Annotated in this window: 16 protein-coding genes and 1 tRNA gene; 9 read left to right on the plus strand and 8 right to left on the minus strand. The window is 70.7% G+C overall.

The genetic code is table 11. The features are described 5' to 3' along the window. Nucleotides 1-215: 215 nt before the first annotated feature. Nucleotides 216-1,625, minus strand: coding sequence for a M6 family metalloprotease domain-containing protein (locus ACWGDB_RS20055; RefSeq protein WP_453823608.1), 1,410 nt, complete (start codon nucleotides 1,623-1,625; stop codon nucleotides 216-218). Between the two features lie 343 nt (nucleotides 1,626-1,968). On the opposite strand from ACWGDB_RS20055, the gene ACWGDB_RS20060 reads away from it, so the two are divergent. Beyond that, the gene (locus ACWGDB_RS20060) at nucleotides 1,969-3,840 is read left to right on the plus strand and encodes a sensor domain-containing protein (protein ID WP_453823609.1); all 1,872 of its coding nucleotides are present in this window, start codon (nucleotides 1,969-1,971) and stop codon (nucleotides 3,838-3,840) included. Between the two features lie 9 nt (nucleotides 3,841-3,849). On the opposite strand, the gene ACWGDB_RS20065 is transcribed toward ACWGDB_RS20060, so the two are convergent. The 3 genes from ACWGDB_RS20065 to ACWGDB_RS20075 all read right to left on the minus strand — a co-directional run bounded on the left by ACWGDB_RS20065 (nucleotide 3,850) and on the right by ACWGDB_RS20075 (nucleotide 6,612). Continuing rightward, the gene (locus tag ACWGDB_RS20065; RefSeq protein ID WP_453823610.1) at nucleotides 3,850-4,938 is read right to left on the minus strand and encodes an LLM class flavin-dependent oxidoreductase; all 1,089 of its coding nucleotides are present in this window, start codon (nucleotides 4,936-4,938) and stop codon (nucleotides 3,850-3,852) included. 124 nt (nucleotides 4,939-5,062) lie between these two features. Beyond that, a complete protein-coding gene (locus tag ACWGDB_RS20070; RefSeq protein WP_427844876.1) occupies nucleotides 5,063-5,794 on the minus strand; it encodes a maleate cis-trans isomerase family protein in 732 nt (243 codons plus the stop codon). A gap of 26 nt (nucleotides 5,795-5,820) precedes the next feature. Continuing rightward, nucleotides 5,821-6,612, minus strand: a complete 792-nt coding sequence (locus ACWGDB_RS20075) for a maleate cis-trans isomerase family protein (RefSeq protein WP_383609329.1) — start codon at nucleotides 6,610-6,612, stop codon at nucleotides 5,821-5,823. Between the two features lie 183 nt (nucleotides 6,613-6,795). On the opposite strand from ACWGDB_RS20075, the gene ACWGDB_RS20080 reads away from it, so the two are divergent. Next, nucleotides 6,796-7,791, plus strand: coding sequence for a D-2-hydroxyacid dehydrogenase (locus ACWGDB_RS20080; protein ID WP_453823611.1), 996 nt, complete (start codon nucleotides 6,796-6,798; stop codon nucleotides 7,789-7,791). Between the two features lie 23 nt (nucleotides 7,792-7,814). Then, complete coding sequence (locus ACWGDB_RS20085; RefSeq protein WP_453823612.1) at nucleotides 7,815-9,215, plus strand: amidase; 1,401 nt, start codon at nucleotides 7,815-7,817, stop codon at nucleotides 9,213-9,215. Here the strand turns inward: ACWGDB_RS20085 and ACWGDB_RS20090 are convergent. Beyond that, nucleotides 9,196-9,690, minus strand: a complete 495-nt coding sequence (locus ACWGDB_RS20090) for a DUF3830 family protein (protein WP_453823613.1) — start codon at nucleotides 9,688-9,690, stop codon at nucleotides 9,196-9,198. The two genes, ACWGDB_RS20085 and ACWGDB_RS20090, sit on opposite strands and share 20 nt — an antisense overlap. 47 nt (nucleotides 9,691-9,737) lie before the next feature. On the opposite strand from ACWGDB_RS20090, the gene ehuB reads away from it, so the two are divergent. The 6 genes from ehuB to ACWGDB_RS20120 all read left to right on the plus strand — a co-directional run bounded on the left by ehuB (nucleotide 9,738) and on the right by ACWGDB_RS20120 (nucleotide 13,946). Further along, nucleotides 9,738-10,667 carry an ectoine/hydroxyectoine ABC transporter substrate-binding protein EhuB gene (gene ehuB, locus ACWGDB_RS20095; protein ID WP_453823614.1) on the plus strand — a complete coding sequence of 310 codons (930 nt, stop codon included), beginning with the start codon at nucleotides 9,738-9,740 and terminating at the stop codon, nucleotides 10,665-10,667. Next, nucleotides 10,664-11,383 (plus strand): ectoine/hydroxyectoine ABC transporter permease subunit EhuC, encoded by a 720-nt coding sequence (gene ehuC, locus ACWGDB_RS20100; RefSeq protein WP_453823615.1) that lies wholly within the window; start codon nucleotides 10,664-10,666, stop codon nucleotides 11,381-11,383. The genes ehuB and ehuC overlap by 4 nt, the downstream gene beginning before the upstream one ends. Then, a complete protein-coding gene (gene ehuD / locus ACWGDB_RS20105; RefSeq protein ID WP_453823616.1) occupies nucleotides 11,383-12,033 on the plus strand; it encodes an ectoine/hydroxyectoine ABC transporter permease subunit EhuD in 651 nt (216 codons plus the stop codon). The genes ehuC and ehuD overlap by 1 nt, the downstream gene beginning before the upstream one ends. A 10-nt stretch (nucleotides 12,034-12,043) precedes the next feature. Next, entirely contained in the window at nucleotides 12,044-12,820 is a 777-nt protein-coding gene (gene ehuA / locus ACWGDB_RS20110) for an ectoine/hydroxyectoine ABC transporter ATP-binding protein EhuA (RefSeq protein ID WP_453823617.1), read from the plus strand. 173 nt (nucleotides 12,821-12,993) lie between these two features. After that, nucleotides 12,994-13,752, plus strand: coding sequence for an IclR family transcriptional regulator (locus ACWGDB_RS20115; protein WP_453823618.1), 759 nt, complete (start codon nucleotides 12,994-12,996; stop codon nucleotides 13,750-13,752). 120 nt (nucleotides 13,753-13,872) lie between these two features. After that, a tRNA-Lys gene (locus tag ACWGDB_RS20120) sits at nucleotides 13,873-13,946 on the plus strand. Here ACWGDB_RS20120 and ACWGDB_RS20125 read toward each other — a convergent pair. The 3 genes from ACWGDB_RS20125 to ACWGDB_RS20135 form a co-directional block, all read right to left on the minus strand. Further along, nucleotides 13,912-15,564, minus strand: a complete 1,653-nt coding sequence (locus ACWGDB_RS20125; protein WP_453823619.1) for a long-chain-fatty-acid--CoA ligase — start codon at nucleotides 15,562-15,564, stop codon at nucleotides 13,912-13,914. The two genes, ACWGDB_RS20120 and ACWGDB_RS20125, sit on opposite strands and share 35 nt — an antisense overlap. A 40-nt stretch (nucleotides 15,565-15,604) precedes the next feature. Next, complete coding sequence (locus tag ACWGDB_RS20130) at nucleotides 15,605-16,072, minus strand: hypothetical protein (protein ID WP_453823620.1); 468 nt, start codon at nucleotides 16,070-16,072, stop codon at nucleotides 15,605-15,607. A gap of 91 nt (nucleotides 16,073-16,163) precedes the next feature. Beyond that, complete coding sequence (locus ACWGDB_RS20135) at nucleotides 16,164-16,769, minus strand: lytic polysaccharide monooxygenase auxiliary activity family 9 protein (protein WP_453823621.1); 606 nt, start codon at nucleotides 16,767-16,769, stop codon at nucleotides 16,164-16,166. Between the last annotated feature and the right edge of the window lie 10 nt (nucleotides 16,770-16,779).

Below are 16,779 nucleotides of genomic sequence, written 5' to 3' on the forward strand. Positions count from 1 at the left end.
CGCACAGACGGTGAAAGCCCCTCGCGGAAGCCGGAGGCTTTTCGCATGCCCCCGGCGCACAACCCGCCCGCCAGGCGCACAACCGGCCGGCCCGGCACACAACCGGCCCCCGGCACGCACTGCTACCGCCCCGGCACACCACCGGGCACCAGGCGTGCCCGTACCACCCCAGCGCACATCCGGCCCGCCGCGCGACCCCGCACTCGGCGCACGCGCTACCTGACCGCCGTGATCTTCACCGTCCACGCCCCCGCAGCCGTCCGCCCCTCCACGTCCACCCGCACACCCTCCTCGCGCACCGTGAAGCTCTCGCCGAGCGCCACCGGCGCGTCCGCGAGCGGCGGATACACGGACTCCTCCCAGCAGGCCTCACTGTGCGGATGGGCGTCGATCACCTCGACCGGCCCGCCCCCGGACTCGGTCTCGCTGCGCACCCGGTACACCAGCACCCCCTGTCGGCAGCCCTGCACGTCGTTGCCCACCGAGCCGCGCACCTCGAAGGCGAGGGCGCTCTCCGGCCCGGTGGGGACGACGGCGAGCTTGATGCCGCGGCCCAGCCCGAAGCCCGGGACGGCGGCACCGGACGAACCGCCGTACAGCCCTCCGTACGCCTCGTACGCGCCGACCGCTCCGTACGGGCCGGGCGACCCGGCCGCTCCCGTCTGCGCCGGGACCCCCGGCCCCGCCGACAGCGGCTCCAGCGTCAGCCGCGTGGAGCCGGCACCCTGCCCCTGCACACACACCACCTGCCGCGGCTCCAGCCACCCCAGCTTCCACTTGTGCCAGCCGAACAGATCCGGTGCCATGCCGAACTGGCTGCCCATCAGGTCCCAGTCGCCGACGTAGGTGTCCCAGTCACCCTTGCCGTCCACCGGGCGGTGGTACAGGTCCGGCAGGTCGAAGACATGGCCGGTCTCGTGGGCCAGGACCAGCCGGTCCGGCGGATGGTTCTCGAACACCGTGACGACGCGCCGGATGTCGGTGCCGTCGGCCCTCAGCGGGGTGTCCAGGTTGACCACCTTCGTGGCATCGGAGTCGACGCCGGGCGCGTCCGGGTCGGCGACGAAGTAGACGATGTCGTAGCGGGAGAAGTCCACCGCCCGGTCCGCCACGGCGAGCGCGTCACGCAGATAGGCGGCCCGGTCGGCGACGCGCCAGTCACGCTGTATGGCGTACGCCGTCGACGGGCGCGGCATACGGAGCCAGTGCCGGAGCGGATGCGGGCGCAGGGTGAATCTGCCATAGGAAGCGCGTTCGAAGAAGCGGGTGGTGGCCGGGAAGTGGTCGGCCGTCAGTTCGGCGGGTGTCGTCAGCGGTGCCGAGTCCGGGAAGGACAGGAACACCATGACCGCGTCGAGTTCGCGGGTCGGGCGCGGATAGGCGGCGTTCCAGGTGTCCACGCCCTCGGAGTGGTGGGCCGCGGTGCGCTTGAGGGCACACGGCGCGGGATCGAACGGTTCGGCGACCGAGGGGCCGGCGAACAGGGCGGTCGCGGCGAGCGCGGACATCGTGGTGAACACCGCGGCGGTGCTGCGCAGTCGGGGCCGGTCCCGCAGCAGGCCCATCCCACGGAGCAGGGGGAACTGACGCGGCACGTGGACCTCCGGGAGCGGTTCGCGGGACACCGCACCCAGCCTGTGTCGGATTGTCGTACTACGTCCTGTTCAGCTGCACCAGACGGGTGAGAGGGACGAGGGATCGTCAGATCCGACACCCCCGAATCGCTCACGGAACGTCACAACTGGTCGGGGGTCCTAAGAAGCCGTCCACGTGCGGGCAGAAACGATCTGTCAGAAGCGCGCGTCACGCGGGAACACTGAACAGTAGGTGGAAGGCCCTCGGGCCAGCCTCTATGATCGGCACACTTTCCTGACACTTTCCTGCACGGACACGGCCCGGTGGCCGCCCCCAGGCCCCGACTTCGCTCGGGCAGGGGGGGCACCCCCCTTCACCCGGCCGGCCATTCCGATGAGACCCATCCGAAGAACGAGTGCACTGCGGGAGCAAGCGGTGAGCGGAACGTCCGAAGGGCCGACGCCCGCGGCAGACCTCATCGGGGCAGCCGTGACAGAGAGTAATCAGCAGTCATCCCCCGGTACGGCGGCGCCACCCCACCCCGCCGCCTCCGCCGCCTTCAGCGCCGCCCCCCTGGCGATGGCCGTGGTCGACCGCGAGGGCCTCGTGACCGGTGCCAACCCGTCCTTCGCCGGCCTGCTCGGCACGACCCCCGAGGACCTGCCCGGGACGGTCGCCGCCGATCTGGTGGACCTCGCCTCCGACGCCCGCACCTGGCACACCTACCGCGAGGTGCTGCGCGGCCGGCAGGCCGAACTGAGCTGCACGCGCCGTATCAAGCACCCGGACGGAAGTTCCCTGTGGGCGCAGGTCACGGTCGCGCCCCTGCCCGGTGCGGAGCCCGGCGGTGTCCTGCTGTCCGTCGCCGACATCAGCTCGCAGCGCGAACTCCAGGCGCGGCTGAGGCACTTGCAGATGCACGACCTCGTGACCCGGCTGCCCAACCGCACCCTGTTCTTCGAACGGTTGACGGCCGCGCTGGAGGTGGAGTCGTACGACGAGAGCGGCACCACCGGCCGAATCGGCCTGTGCTACCTGGACCTTGACGGTTTCAAGGCGATCAACGACACCCTCGGCCACCGTGTCGGCGACAAGCTGCTGGCCGCCGTCGCCGAGCGGCTGACGCACTGCGCCGAGGAGGCGGGACACACCAGGTCGATCCCACCCCTGGTGGCCCGGCTCGGCGGTGACGAATTCGCCCTGCTCGTCGAGGACTCGACGGGCACCGAGCAACTGGCCGACCTCGCCGAGTCGGTGCTCGAATCGCTGCGCGCCCCGTTCGACATCTCCGGCCGGCGCCTGTCGGTGGCCGCCTCGATCGGCGTCGTGGAACGCCACGCGGCCGGCACCACACCCACCGCCCTGATGCAGGCCGCCGACACGACGCTGTACTGGGCGAAGGCCGACGGCAAGGACCGCTGGACGCTCTTCGACCCCGAACGCAACGCCCACCGCATGACCCGCCAGGCCCTCGCCTCCACACTCCGGCCGGCCATCGAGCGCGGCGAGTTCGCCCTGGAGTACCAGCCGCTGGTGAGCATGGACGACGGCCGGCTGCGCGGTGTCGAGGCGCTGGTCCGCTGGAATCATCCTCAGTTCGGCGTACTGGCGCCGAATCGGTTCATCGGACTGGCCGAGGAGGACGGTTCGATCGTGCCGCTCGGCCGCTGGATCCTGGAGACCGCCTGCCGCCAGGCGCAGTCCTGGCAGGAGGCCCACCCCGACGAGCCGCCCATCTTCGTGAGCGTGAACGTGGCCGTCCGCCAGGTCTGGGACTCCGACCTGGTCGCGGACGTCGCCCGGATCCTCGACGAGACCGGACTCGCCCCGCATCTGCTCCAGTTGGAGCTGACCGAGTCGGCGGTCATGGGCTCGGCGGGACGACCGCTCCAGGACCTGCAGGCCCTCAGCGACATGGGCGTACGCATCGCGATCGACGACTTCGGCACGGGCTACTCGAACCTCGCGTACCTCAGCCGGCTGCCGGTCTCCGTCCTGAAGCTGGACGGCTCCTTCGTACGGGGCTTCCAGTACGAGAGCGACAACAGCGCGGCCGTTCCCCCGAACCCGGCCGACGAGGTCGTGGTCGAGGCGATGATCCAGCTGGCCCACCGGCTGGGCCTGACGGTCACCGCGGAGTGCGTGGAGACGCTGGCGCAGGCCTCACGACTGCAGCGGATCGGCTGCGACACCGGCCAGGGGTGGCTGTACTCGCGGCCGGTGTCGCCGGATCGTATCTCCGAGTTGCTGGGTGTGCGGGTGTAGTGGATCGGGTCAGCCGGTCGGCAACCCGTAGGCGTCCGCGATGAGTTCGTACGAGCGCAGGCGGACGTCCATGCCCGGCGCGTTGCTCGTGATCATCAACTCGTCGGCGCCGGTGCGCTTCTGGAGGTCGTCGAGGCCGGCGCGCACCTCGTCGGGGGTGCCGTGGATGACGTTGGCGTTCCAGGAGTCGGCGAACTCGCGCTCCATCGGGGTGAATTCGTAGGCCTCGGCCTCCTCCGGCGCGGGGATGAGGCCGGGGCGGCCGGTGCGCAGGCGGACCATGCCGAGGGCGGCGGCCTCGACCTGGCGGCGGGCCTCCTTCTCCTCGTCGGTGGCTAGCGCGGAGACGCCGATGAGGGCGTACGGGCGGTCGAGTACGGCCGAGGGCTGGAAGGACTCGCGGTACAGGTCCAGGGCCGGGATGGTGTTCCGGGCCGAGAAGTGGTGCGCGAAGGCGAAGGGCAGGCCGAGGACGGCGGCGAGGCGGGCACTGAAGCCGGAGGAGCCGAGCAGCCAGATCGGGGGGCGGTGCGGGGACTGGACACCGCCGGGTGACGTCGCCTGCACGGGGCCGGGGACGGCGTGGCTGCGGCGGTAGGGGTGGCGGTCCGGGAAGTCGTCGTCGAGGAAGCGGGTGAGCTCCGCGAGCTGCTCGGGGAAGTCGTCGGCGCCCTCATTCAGGTGTTCCGTGCGGCGCAGGGCGGCCGCGGTGGCGCCGTCCGTGCCGGGGGCCCGGCCGAGGCCGAGGTCGATGCGGCCGGGGGCCATGGCCTCCAGGGTGCCGAACTGCTCCGCGATGATCAGCGGGGCGTGGTTCGGCAGCATCACGCCGCCTGAGCCGAGGCGGATGCGGGTGGTGTGGGCGGCCAGGTGGGCGAGGATCACCGCGGGGGAGGACGAGGCAACGCCCGGCATGGAGTGGTGTTCGGCGACCCAGTAGCGGTGGAAGCCCCGGGCCTCCGCGAGGCGGGACAGCTCGACGCTGGTGCGCAGGGCTTCGGTGGCCGTGTGGCCGGAGCTGACCGTGACCAGGTCCAGTACGGAGAGGGGGACGGGGGCGGTGCCCTGTGTCGTGCCCCGGATCTCGTCTGCCGCCACGTGAGCCTCCTGCGGTTGTGCCGTGCGGTGTCCGTCCGGCGATAACAGGAGGGTGGCTCCGGTTTATTCCCCGACCCTGTCCCCGGGGGCGGAACCCCCAGGGACGGTGACCGAAGAGGCGGCGCTACGCCTGGACGATCGGCTCCCTGGTGAACAGTGCGCCCAGGGCCGGGGCGTTCACGCGGCGGGCCGTGAGCCGCAGGGCCTCCCAGACCGTGACCTGGTTGGCGGTGAGCACCGGCTTGGAGAGGTGCTGCTCCAGCGCCGGGATGTGGGAGGCGGTGTGGAGGGCCGTGTCCGGCAGGAGGACCGCCTCGGCGTCGGGATGGTCGGCCTCCTTCGCCAGGGCGAGCACCTCCTTCTCACCCCAGGTGCCGACCTCCGCCGCCGTGATGATGCCGGCCCCTCGGACCGACACCACCTCCACCTCCGCGGCACGCAGGAAGTCCGAGAACAGACCCGCCACGTCGTCGGGGTACGTCGCGCCGATCGCCACCCGCCGCACCCCGAGCTCGCGTACCGCGTGCGCGAAGGCGAAGGACGTCGACGACGCCGGCATGCCCGCCGCGACCGCCAGGGTGCGCACCTGCTCGTGGGCGCCCTCCCAGCCGTAGACGAAGCTGCCGCTCGTGCACGCCCACACGACCGCCTCGGCGCCCGTCAGCCGCAGCGCCTCCACGCCCGCCGCGAGCCGCTCGGCCGAGCCCATCCGCAGCAGCGCGTCCACCCGGTGCGCGTCCTCGCCGATGTCGGTGTGCACCAGGTCGAGCCGGATGTCGCTGGCGATCAACTGCTCGATGCGTGGGTAGTCGTCCTCGGCGGAATGGCCCGGGTAGAGGAATCCGAGTGCCGTCATGTCAGCCTTCCTGCTGCTTGCTGCTCCTATTGCTGTTCCTGCTCTGGTACATCCGGTACTTCCGGATGTACCGCACCGCCACGCGCCGCCGGATCGATCAGCGCCTGATACGGCCCCACCGCTCGGGTACCCAGTCGGCGCAGCGCAGCCCACATGGTCACCTGGTTGGCCGAGAGCACCGGGATGCGCAGCTCCGCCTCCAGCTGGGGGATCACGTCGTAGGTGGGGAGGTTGGTGCAGCTGATGAAGAGGGCGTCGGCGGCACGGCGTACGGCCTGGCGGGCCATGTCGGCCACATCGCGGTACGGCACCTTCCAGATGTGCCGTGTCAGGCCCATGAACGCACACCCCGTGACCACGGTCCCGGCCTCCGCGACGTACTCCTCCAGCGCCCGCGTCACCGACACGGTGTACGGCGTCACGAGCGCCACCCGCCGTACGCCGAGCTCGGCCAGCGCCTCGAGGAGCGCGCCGGACGTGGTGATGGAGGGCACCGCGCCCGCCCGGGTCATCGCCTCGCACATCGCCCGCTCGCCCGCGATGCCGCCGACGAAACTGCCGGAGGTGCAGGCGTAGGCGATGACCTCGGGGGCAATCGCGTTCAGGGTGCGCACGCCCTCGCTCAGCGTCTCGTGCTCGCTGACCAGACGGGCCAGATCGAGGCTGACCTCGACCGGGACGAACGGTGTTCGGGTCAGGTGCAGCGAGACCTCGTCCGGCACCCAGCGCCAGAGTTCCCGGTCCAGCGCGAAGTCGAAGGGGGCGACGACTCCGACCCCACGCTGGGGTCGCGGTCCGCCGAGGAAGGAGATGTCCAGGGAGCTCATTGCAGGCACCGCCCTCACTACGAGAAACAGGTGAGCAACGGACCGTACGCACGCCCGTGTTGACGAAGGTAGGTTCGGGTGCGAGCGTGGTCAAACCTCGCATGTCAGACGGCCATCCGATCCAGCAGAACTCCGAGAATCGCCCCCCGCAGACCCCCGGAGAGACGACCCCGTATGACGGCACCCACGCCCGGTCCGACACCCGCCTCCGACCCCCGCTCCGGCACCCCGCCGACACTCCTCGTCCTCGACGCCGAGCCTCTCCCCCGCCTCGGCCGCCTCACCGGTCGCGCCCGCGTCGAGCACGCGGACGAGTCGACCCTCGCCGAGCGGCTGCCGCACGCCGACGTGCTGCTGGTCTGGGACTTCAGCTCCCACGCCGTACGGCACGCGTGGCCGGGTGAGGGACCCCGGCCACGCTGGGTGCACACGGCCAGCGCGGGGGTGGACCATCTGATGTGCCCGGAGCTCACCGAGTCCGACACCCTGGTCACCAACGCGCGCGGAATCTTCGACCAGCCGATCGCGGAGTACGTCGCCGCGCTGGTGCTGGCGATGGCGAAGGATCTGCCCAGAACCCTGGAACTGCAGGCCGCCCGGGAGTGGCGACACCGGGAGGGGCAGCGGGTCGCCGGCACGCGCGCGTGCGTGGTCGGAACCGGCCCCATCGGCCGTGCGATCGCCCGCACGCTCAAGGCCCTCGACATCACCACCGCACTGGTCGGCCGGACCCCGCGCACCGGCATCCACGGCCCCGACGACCTCGACCGGCTGATCGCCCGTGCCGACTGGGTGATCGCGGCCGCGCCGCTCACCGACCGGACGCACGGCATGTTCGACGCCCGCCGCTTCGGCGTCATGCAGCCCTCCGCCCGGTTCATCAACGTCGGGCGCGGGCAGCTGGTGGTGGAGGACGCGCTGGCCGAGGCCCTCGCCAAGCGCTGGATCGCGGGGGCCGCGCTCGACGTCTTCGAGCATGAACCCCTCACCCCCGAGAGCCCGTTGTGGCAGGTCCCGAACCTGATCGTCTCACCGCACATGAGCGGGGACACGATCGGCTGGCGGGATGAACTCGGTGTTCAGTTCGTGGAGTTGTACGAGCGGTGGGAGGCGGGCAGACCGCTGCAGAACGTGGTCGACAAGCAGCGTGGGTACGTACCGGGACGCTGATGTCTACGGCTGGAGGGCGACGCATGACGGATCTCACCGAACTGACCGCCGTACAACTCCTCGACGGCTACCGCAAAGGAGAGTTCAGCCCCGTCGACGCCACCCGCGCGACCCTGGAGCGGGCCGAACGGATCCAGCCGGAGGTCAACGCCTTCGTGCGCCTGACCGCCGAGGAGGCGCTCGCGCAGGCCGGCGCGTCGGCGGACCGCTGGCGGCGCGGCGAACCGGCCGGGCTGCTGGACGGGGTTCCGGTCACCGTGAAGGACATCCTGCTGATGCGCGGCGGACCGACGCTGAAGGGCTCGAAAACCATCTCCGAGACGGGGAACTGGGACGAGGACGCCCCCTCCGTGGCCCGGCTGCGCGCGCACGGCGCCGTCTTCCTCGGCAAGACGACGACCCCGGAGTTCGGCTGGAAGGGCGTCACCGACTCGCCCCGGTCCGGCGTGACCCGCAACCCGTACGACCCGACCCGCACCGCGGGCGGCTCCAGCGGCGGCGCGGCGGCGGCCGTGGCGCTCGGCGCGGGGCCGCTCGCGCTGGGCACGGACGGGGGCGGCAGTGTCCGTATCCCGGCGGCGTTCTGCGGCATCTTCGGCCTGAAACCGACGTACGGCCGCGTCCCGCTGTACCCCGCGAGCGCCTTCGGCACCCTGGCGCACGTCGGCCCGATGACCCGCGACGCGGCCGACGCGGCCCTGCTCCTGGACGTCATCGGCACGCCCGACTCCCGCGACTGGTCGGCCCTTCCGTCGGCGCCGGGTTCCTTCGTGTCGGGCCTGGCCGGCGGTGTGCACGGGCTGCGCGTCGCCTACTCGCCCTCCCTCGGCGGCCAGGTGGCGGTGCGCCCGGCGGTCGCGGCGGCGGTACGGCGGGCGGTGCAGCGGCTGGCGGGGCTGGGCGCGTTCGTCGAGGAGACCGACCCCGACTTCACCGACCCGGTGGACGCCTTCCACACCCTGTGGTTCACCGGGGCCGCCCGGGTGACCCAGCATCTGGGGCCGCACCAGCGGGAGTTGCTCGACCCGGGCCTCAGGGAGGTCTGCGACGCGGGCGCCCGCCTGACCGCGCTCGACTACCTGGCCGCGGTGGACGTCCGCATGGAACTGGGCCGCCGCATGGGCCACTTCCACGACACCTACGACCTCCTCGTCACCCCGGCCCTCCCGCTCACGGCCTTCGAGGCGGGCGCCGAGGTCCCGAAGGGTTCGGGGCATCGCAGGTGGACGGGCTGGACGCCGTTCACGTACCCCTTCAACCTGACCCAGCAGCCGGCGGCCACCGTCCCCGTCGGCACCGATGGGGACGGCCTGCCGATCGGTCTGCAACTCGTGGCCGCCCGGCACCGGGACGATCTGGTGCTACGGGCGGCTCACGCGCTGTACGAGACCGGTTGGGCCGGGCTCACACCCTCCGGAACCTGAGCGACTCCCCCAGCGCCCCGGAGCGCCACAGGTCGTTGCAGCCCTCGGCCATCTGCTCGAGGCCTTCCACGATCTGGCCCCAGACGATGCCGGGCACCCAGCCCACGTCGCCGTTCAGGAGCAGGTTGTTGCGCTCGTAGAACAGGGCCAGGTCGACCAGCGTCGTGCCGGGGCGGACCTCACGGTCGTAGCCGTAGGACTTGGTGCCCAGTTCCGTTCCGGCGAAGGCGAAATAGCACAGATCGCCAGGAATAGGGGTGACTGTCGGGTTTTCCAGCGGCGGCTCCGTTTCCGCGAAGGGCGGGAAGAGGGCGTAGATCTCGTTACGGGCGTATTTGGCGTGGTAGACGTCGCCGGCCAGGGGCAGGGCGTCCCAGACGGCCGCGCAGGTGAGCGGGGCGCGATCGTCCAGGAGTTTTGCGGTGCAGTGGATGCCCCGCTTGACCAGCGACACCTCGATGAACCGTTCAGTCATGCTCTCCAGGGTGCATACATCGCATGGTCTCGGGTAGCCGCGCCGCCATGGCTCCACCTATGGAACATGTCCGAACACAAGTCGAACACAGATCCGGGACCACACGCCGGTCGCTGCTCGCGGGGGTGGCGGCGCTCGGCGCGCTGGGCGCGGCGGGCTGCTCGCGTGTGGCAACCGCCTCCACCAAGGAAGGCGGCGATCTCCTCGACCGGCTGCGCGCCGCCGGTGTCGTACGGCTCGGAATCGCGGGTGAGATTCCCTTCGGCTACATCGACAAGAACGGTGAACTCACCGGTGAGGCGCCCGAGCTGGCGAAGGTCATATTCAAGCGGCTCGGCGTGGACCGGGTGCAGCCCGTGCCCACCGAGTTCGGGTCGCTGATCCCCGGGCTGAACTCCCAGCAGTTCGACGCGGTCGCCGCCGGGATGTACGTCAATCCCGAGCGCTGTGAACAGGTCATCTTCTCCGACCCCGACTATCAGATGCTCGACGCCTTCATCGTGCGCAAGGGCAACCCGAAGGGGCTGCACAACTACAAGGACGTCGTCGAGAAGAAGGCCAAGTTCGCCACCGGGACCGGCTATGCCGAGATCCAGTACGCCGTCGAGGCGGGGTACAAGGAGAGCGACATCCTCATCGTCCCGGACCAGGTCGCGGGGCTGAACGCGGTCGAGGCGGGACGCGTGGACGTCTTCGCCGGTACGGCGCTGACCACCCGTGAGGTCGTCAAGAAGTCGGCCAAGACGGAGTCCACCAAGGCCTTCGCACCCCTCGTCGGCGGGAAACCGCACGTCGACGGCGGCGCGTTCGCGTTCCGGCAGACCGAGACCACGCTGCGGGACGCCTTCAACGCCGAGCTGCACAAGCTGAAGAAGAGCGGCGAACTGTTCCGCATCCTCAAGCCCTTCGGCTTCACCGAGGCCGAGATGACCGACCTCACCGCGAAGGAGCTGTGCGGCGGAGGGAAGAGCGGATGACCTCGGGACTCTGGGAACTCGTACTCCAAGGAATCTGGATCACCGTCCAGTTGCTCGTGCTGAGCACGCTGGTGGCCACGGTGGTCGCCTTCGGGGTCGGCATGGCCCGCACGCACCGGCTGTGGATGGTCCGCTTCCTCGCGGGCGTCTACACCGAGGTGTTCCGCGGGACCTCCGCCCTGATCATGATCTTCTGGGTGTTCTTCGTGCTGCCGGTCGCCTTCGGCTGGCAGTTGGTGCCCCTGTGGGCGGGCACGCTGGCACTCGGGCTGACCTACGGGGCGTACGGCGCCGAGATCGTGCGCGGCGCCCTCAACTCCGTCGACCCGGCGCAGCGTGAGGGCGGCATCGCGCTCAGCTTCACGCCGTGGCAGCGGATGCGGCTGATCCTGCTGCCGCAGGCGATACCGGAGATGATCCCCTCCTTCAACAACCTGCTGGTGGAGCTGCTCAAGGGCACCGCGCTGGTGTCCGTCATGGGCATGGGTGACCTGGCCTTCAGCGCCAACCTGGTGCGCCTCGCGCTCCAGGAGAGCGCGGAGATCTACACGTACATCCTGGTGATCTACTTCGTCATCGCCTTCCTGCTCACGCGGGGGATGCGCGGACTGGAGCGCAAGCTCAAGGCCGGTGTCGGCAAGTCCGTCGGGCGCACGCCCGACCAGGAGCTGCACCGTCCTGAAACGACCGGCGTCGGCGCGGGAGGTGCCCTCTGATGACCTGGGACTGGGGCGCTGTCGCCGACTTCATGCCGCGTTTCTGGGACGGACTGCTGCTCACCCTGCAGATCCTGGCCCTCGGTTCGCTGATCTCGTTCGCGCTGGGTCTGGTGTGGGCGCTGCTGATGCGCACACCGAGCCGCTTTGTGCGCTGGCCGGTCGGGGCGGTCACGGAGTTCATCCGCAACACCCCGCTGCTGGTGCAGCTGTTCTTTCTCTTCTACGTGCTGCCCGAGTGGGGCATCACCGCCTCGGCGCTGACCACCGGCGTCTTCGCGATCGGGCTGCACTACTCGACGTACACGATGCAGGTCTACCGGGCCGGCATCGAAGCGGTGCCCGTCGGCCAGTGGGAGGCCGCGACGGCACTGAACCTGCCGGTGACCAGGACGTGGCGGGTGGTGATCCTCCCGCAGGCGATCCGCCGGGTCGTGCCGGCACTCGGCAACTACGTCATCGCGATGCTCAAGGACACACCCATCCTGATGACGATCACGGTCATGGAGATGCTCGGTCAGGCGCGGCTGTTCGCGCAGGACACCTTCCAGTTCACCGAGCCTCTGACGGTCATCGGTGTGGCCTTCATCTTCATCGCCTACCCGGCCTCCCTTCTCGTACGAGCCCTGGAGCGACGCCTTGTCCGCTGACACCCCTCTCATGAAAGATCCCGACGCGAGCGCCAACCCGCCGGTGGACGGCAGCGAACTGATCCGCTTCGACAACGTCACCAAGCGCTTCGGGTCCAACACGGTCCTCGACGGCCTCGACTTCTCCGTCGAGTCCGGCAAGCACGTCACCCTGATCGGCCCGTCCGGCTCCGGCAAGACGACGATCCTGCGGCTGCTGATGACCCTGCTCAAGCCGGACGAGGGCAGCATCACGGTGGCCGGGGACAAGCTCTTCCCGGCGCCCGAGAAGCAGGTCCGCGAGGTCCGCAAGAACATCGGGATGGTCTTCCAGCAGTTCAACCTCTTCCCGAACATGACCGTGCTGCGGAACATCACCGAGGCCCCGGTCACCGTCCTCGGCCTGCCCAAGGACGAGGCGGAGGCGCGCGCCCGCGAGCTGCTCGACCTGGTCGGCCTCGCCGACAAGTGCGACGCCCGCCCGACCCAGCTGTCCGGCGGCCAGCAGCAGCGGGTGGCGATCGCGCGGGCCCTGGCGATGCGCCCGCAGGTGCTGCTGCTCGACGAGGTGACCTCCGCGCTCGACCCGGAGCTGGTCGCCGGCGTCCTCGACGTGCTGCGGGACATCGCCCGCACCACCGACATCACCATGCTCTGCGTGACCCACGAGATGAATTTCGCCCGGGACATCTCGGACCAGGTCCTGATGTTCGACTCGGGCCGGGTGATCGAGTCCGGCAGCCCGGAGAAGATCTTCAACGACCCGGAGAACGACCGCACGAGGGAGTTCCTCAGCGCTGTGCTGTGACTTCGGGACCAGCCAGTGACGTGGGCATATGCCAGGGTGCTGGTACCGCAGTTGAGGGCGTCGCAATCTCGTCAACAACCGCTCACTACCAGCCTCTTGCCCGTTATCGTGAAGGGGATTGGCTGACACGAACCCGGCCCAATGAGAAGCGACGTGCGACCGCAGGGGGAACCGTGGCGCTGCAGCACGAGCCGACGACGCCGTACCACTCGGCCCAGGACGCCCTGCGCGTCCTGGAGGCCGTGGCGCGGCACAGCACGGGAGTCACCGACGCCGAGCTCGCACGGCACACGGGCATCGACCCCGAGCGCCTGACCGGCCTCCTGCTGATGCTGCGCCGCGAGGGCTACGTCGAGCAGGTCGCCGACGGGGCGTACGTCACGGGCGAGGCACTGGCCCGCCTCGGCTCCGCGCAGGGCCGCGAACAGGCCCTGCGCGAGAACCTCCAGCGCACCCTCGACCGGCTGCGCGACTCGGTCGGCGCCGCCGTCTACATCAGCCGGTACGTCGACGGCGAGATCAAGATCGACCAGTACGCGGCGGGGCCGGCCACCCCCGTGGTCAACGAATGGGTCGACTTCCGCTTCTCCGCCCACGCCACCGCGATCGGCAAGAGCCTGCTCGGCCAGCTCGACCACAACGGCCGGCGCGACCACCTCTCCCGCCACAAGATGGCCCGCCTCACCTCGCGCACGATCACCAGCGACCGGGTCCTGCTCTCCCGCCTGGAGTCCCAGCCGCCGACGGTCCCCCACCTCGACCTCCAGGAGTACGCGGTGGGCACGGTGTGCGCGGCGGTCCCGATCACGGCCGGGTCGTCGGTGGGCTGCCTGGCCCTGTCGCTCCCGCTCGAGCACGCCCACCGGCTGCGCCAGGCGGCGGACGCGCTGAACCGGAACGCGGCGCCGGTGCTGCTGTCGCTGGCGATCTAGGCCTCGTGGGCCCGGTGATCCGGGGCCGGTCCGGGTGGTCGGAAGCACCCCTGCGGACCGGGTAGTATTTTCTCCGTCGCCAGCCGCGGGAGCACAGTGAACGCGGTCGGCGCGAGTCATGCGCCGCTAGCTCAGTTGGTTAGAGCAGCTGACTCTTAATCAGCGGGTCCGGGGTTCGAGTCCCTGGCGGCGCACCGGTGAAGGGCCTCTCGTGGGAGCGGGAGGCCCTTCGGCGTCGTCCAGGCTCCGATACGTCTGCTCGCCCGGCGGCCGCCACCACACCGGGTCGGCACACCGCACGCCTTCCCCCCGCAGCCCCGCCCGGTGAATCTTGTTCGTGGCCGTGACCGGCATCCGCTCCACCACGCGCACGAACCGGGGCGCCATCTTGGTCCCGAGATCGGGCTGAGCGGCCAGAAAGTCCGCGAAGGCCACCGGATCGAAGGTCCCGGCGATCGTCGCCATCACCTGGTCCCCGGTCACCGGATCGGGGACGGCGTACACGGCTACGGCCGTCGCCCCCTCGTACCGAGCGAGGATGTTCTCGATCATCGCGGCGGCCAGGTTCTCGCCGTCGACGCGGATCCGGTCGTCCGTGCGGCCGGCGAAGTAGAGATAGCCGTCACCGTCCCGGTAGAACAGATCGCCGGTCCAGTACCAGCCGTCCCGCCGCCGCTCGGCCTCCGCCTCGGGATTGCGCCAGTACCCCTCGAAGGGGTTCGGCGCCCGGTTCACCAGCTCCCCTATCGCCTCGTCGCCGTTCAGCAGCCGCCCGGCCGGATCGAAGACCGCGGGCGGGCACTCCTTGCGCGTCTCCGCGTCCAGTACGACGAGCCCGGGCGCCGCCCGGCCCACCGCCCCCCGGGGACTCCCGGGCGCCCACGGGATCGCGGCTCCGCCCTCGGAGGAGCCGTAGCCCTCGACCAGCCGCACCCCGAACCGCCGCTCGAAAGCCATCGCGTCCTGCGCCCCCGCCTCCGTCCCGAAGCCGAGCCGCAGCGGATTGTCCCGGTCGTCGGGGTCGGGCTCGGTGGCGAGGAGGTACTGGATCGCGCGGCCGACGTAGGTGAAGTACGTCGCCCCGTAGGCCCGTACGTCCGCCAGGAACCCGGACGCCGAGAACCGCCGCCGCAGCGCCACGCCCGCACCGGCCACGAGGGCGGGCGCCCAGTCGGCGATCACGGCGTTGCCGTGGAACATCGGCATGCACACGTAGTGCACGTCGTCGGGCCGGACGCGGAACTGGTCGGCCAGTGAGCGTCCGGCGGCGGCCAGCCGTCCCTGGCTGCAGATCGCGGCCTTGGGGGCGCCGGTCGATCCGGATGTGAAGTAGAGCAGGAACCGGTCGTGCGGGGCGGCACGGGAGGCGTCGGGCCGCGCGTCGGCGTACGGGGCGAGCAGGGCGTCGTACTCCGCCGAGTCGGTCAGCAGCAGGCGCACGCCGCGCAGGTCGAGGCCGGTGAGGAGGGGCAGGTGGGCCCGGTCGGTGATCAGGACCCGGCACTCGGTGTGCAGGATGTCGCGGGCGAGTTCGGCACCGCGGCGGGTGGGGTTGATCCCTGCGACGGCGGCCCCGGCGAGGGCGGCCGCGCCCAGCCAGAGGGGGTACTCGGGGGTGTTGTCGAGCAGCACCCCGATGTGCGGCTCGGCGCCGGGCCGCAGCAGGTCGGCCAGCAGCGCCGCCCGGACGGCGGCCCCGGCCGCCGTCTCGTGCTGCGTGAGCATCCCGCCCTCGAACCACAGCCCCGGCCGGTGGTCGTCCCACCGCGCCGCCACGAGCTCCGCGACCGTGCGTCCCGTAGTGGGCTCCATGGCCGCGCACGGTAGTTGATGGTCCATCAGATGTGGAGGGTCAGAAGCCGCCCATCGGGTCCATGCCCGAGGACATGTCCGAGTAGGTGGACATGAGACCGGCGCAGAACACCACGACCACCCCGAGGAACACGAGAATGCCGACGGTGGCCGCCGCCTGCCGGGCGTGACCCGGCGCGTGGGCCGTGGCCACCACCTGCGCACCCTCGGCGTAGTGGACGGTGACGAGGTCGCCCTCGACCCGCGTGCCCGGCCCGTCCTCCTCCTCGAACCGGACGAGGCGGCCGTCGCGTGCGACGAACTCGTACACGTGGTGCAGGGTGGTGCGCACGGACGTGTTGCCGTGGCCGCCGCTCACGGTCGTGTACGAACGCAGGCAGCGCGCCTGCGCGGTCAGTCCGCTGTTCCACGCGCTGCGCATCTGCAGTGAGCGGTGGACCACCCGGTACGCCATGAAGAGGGCCACGGCCATGATGAGGCCGGGTACGACGTAGAAGATCGCGTCCATGGTTCGTCCCCCGAGGTCGGTGCGCCGACCCCGATCGGCCGGCGTGGGAGTGATCTACCCACGCCGGCCGGGGCGCTGACTCAAGAGAACCTCAGAACGTGACGTCCGAGCAGGCGTAGAACGCGTTGCTCGTGTCGGCGATCGTCCACACCGCGAGGATGACGTGGTGACCGCTCAGCCCGGACGGCAGCCTGCCACTGTGCGAGAGCGTGGACGGCGGCCGCTGCCCGTTGTACGGGACCGTGAAGAACGGCGTGAGGTTGAGGTCGGAACGGGACAGGTTGTGGTTCTGGTTCCAGCCCGGCTTGGTGACGTAGTACCGGAAGTCGGTCGTGGCATGCATGGCCGTGAACTGCCAGCGGAAGGTGTAGTTCTGTCCGCCGGTCACCTTGGTGGTGGGCCAGGCGCCGCCCGACGGCGTCTTCGGCGCACTGAGCTGACTGAACTGGCCCAGCCCGCCGTTGCATATCGACCCGTCGGCCGGGCCGGAGCCCGGGAAGCCCTTGGGGCCCTCGACGCTCTGCGGCTCCCACTGGATGGAGCCGCAGTTGGTCACGGTGCCGTTCTGACAGAGCTTCTGACGGCTGATGGGGAGGTCGGTGTAGCCGTGGCTGGACGCACCCCCGGCGGAGAGCACGAGGGCTCCGGCCGTGGCGAGTCCGAGCGCGGCGGCGGACAGCTTGGTCTTTCTGCGCATGCTGCTGCTC

The sequence above is a fragment of the Streptomyces sp. NPDC055013 genome (assembly GCF_053608645.1).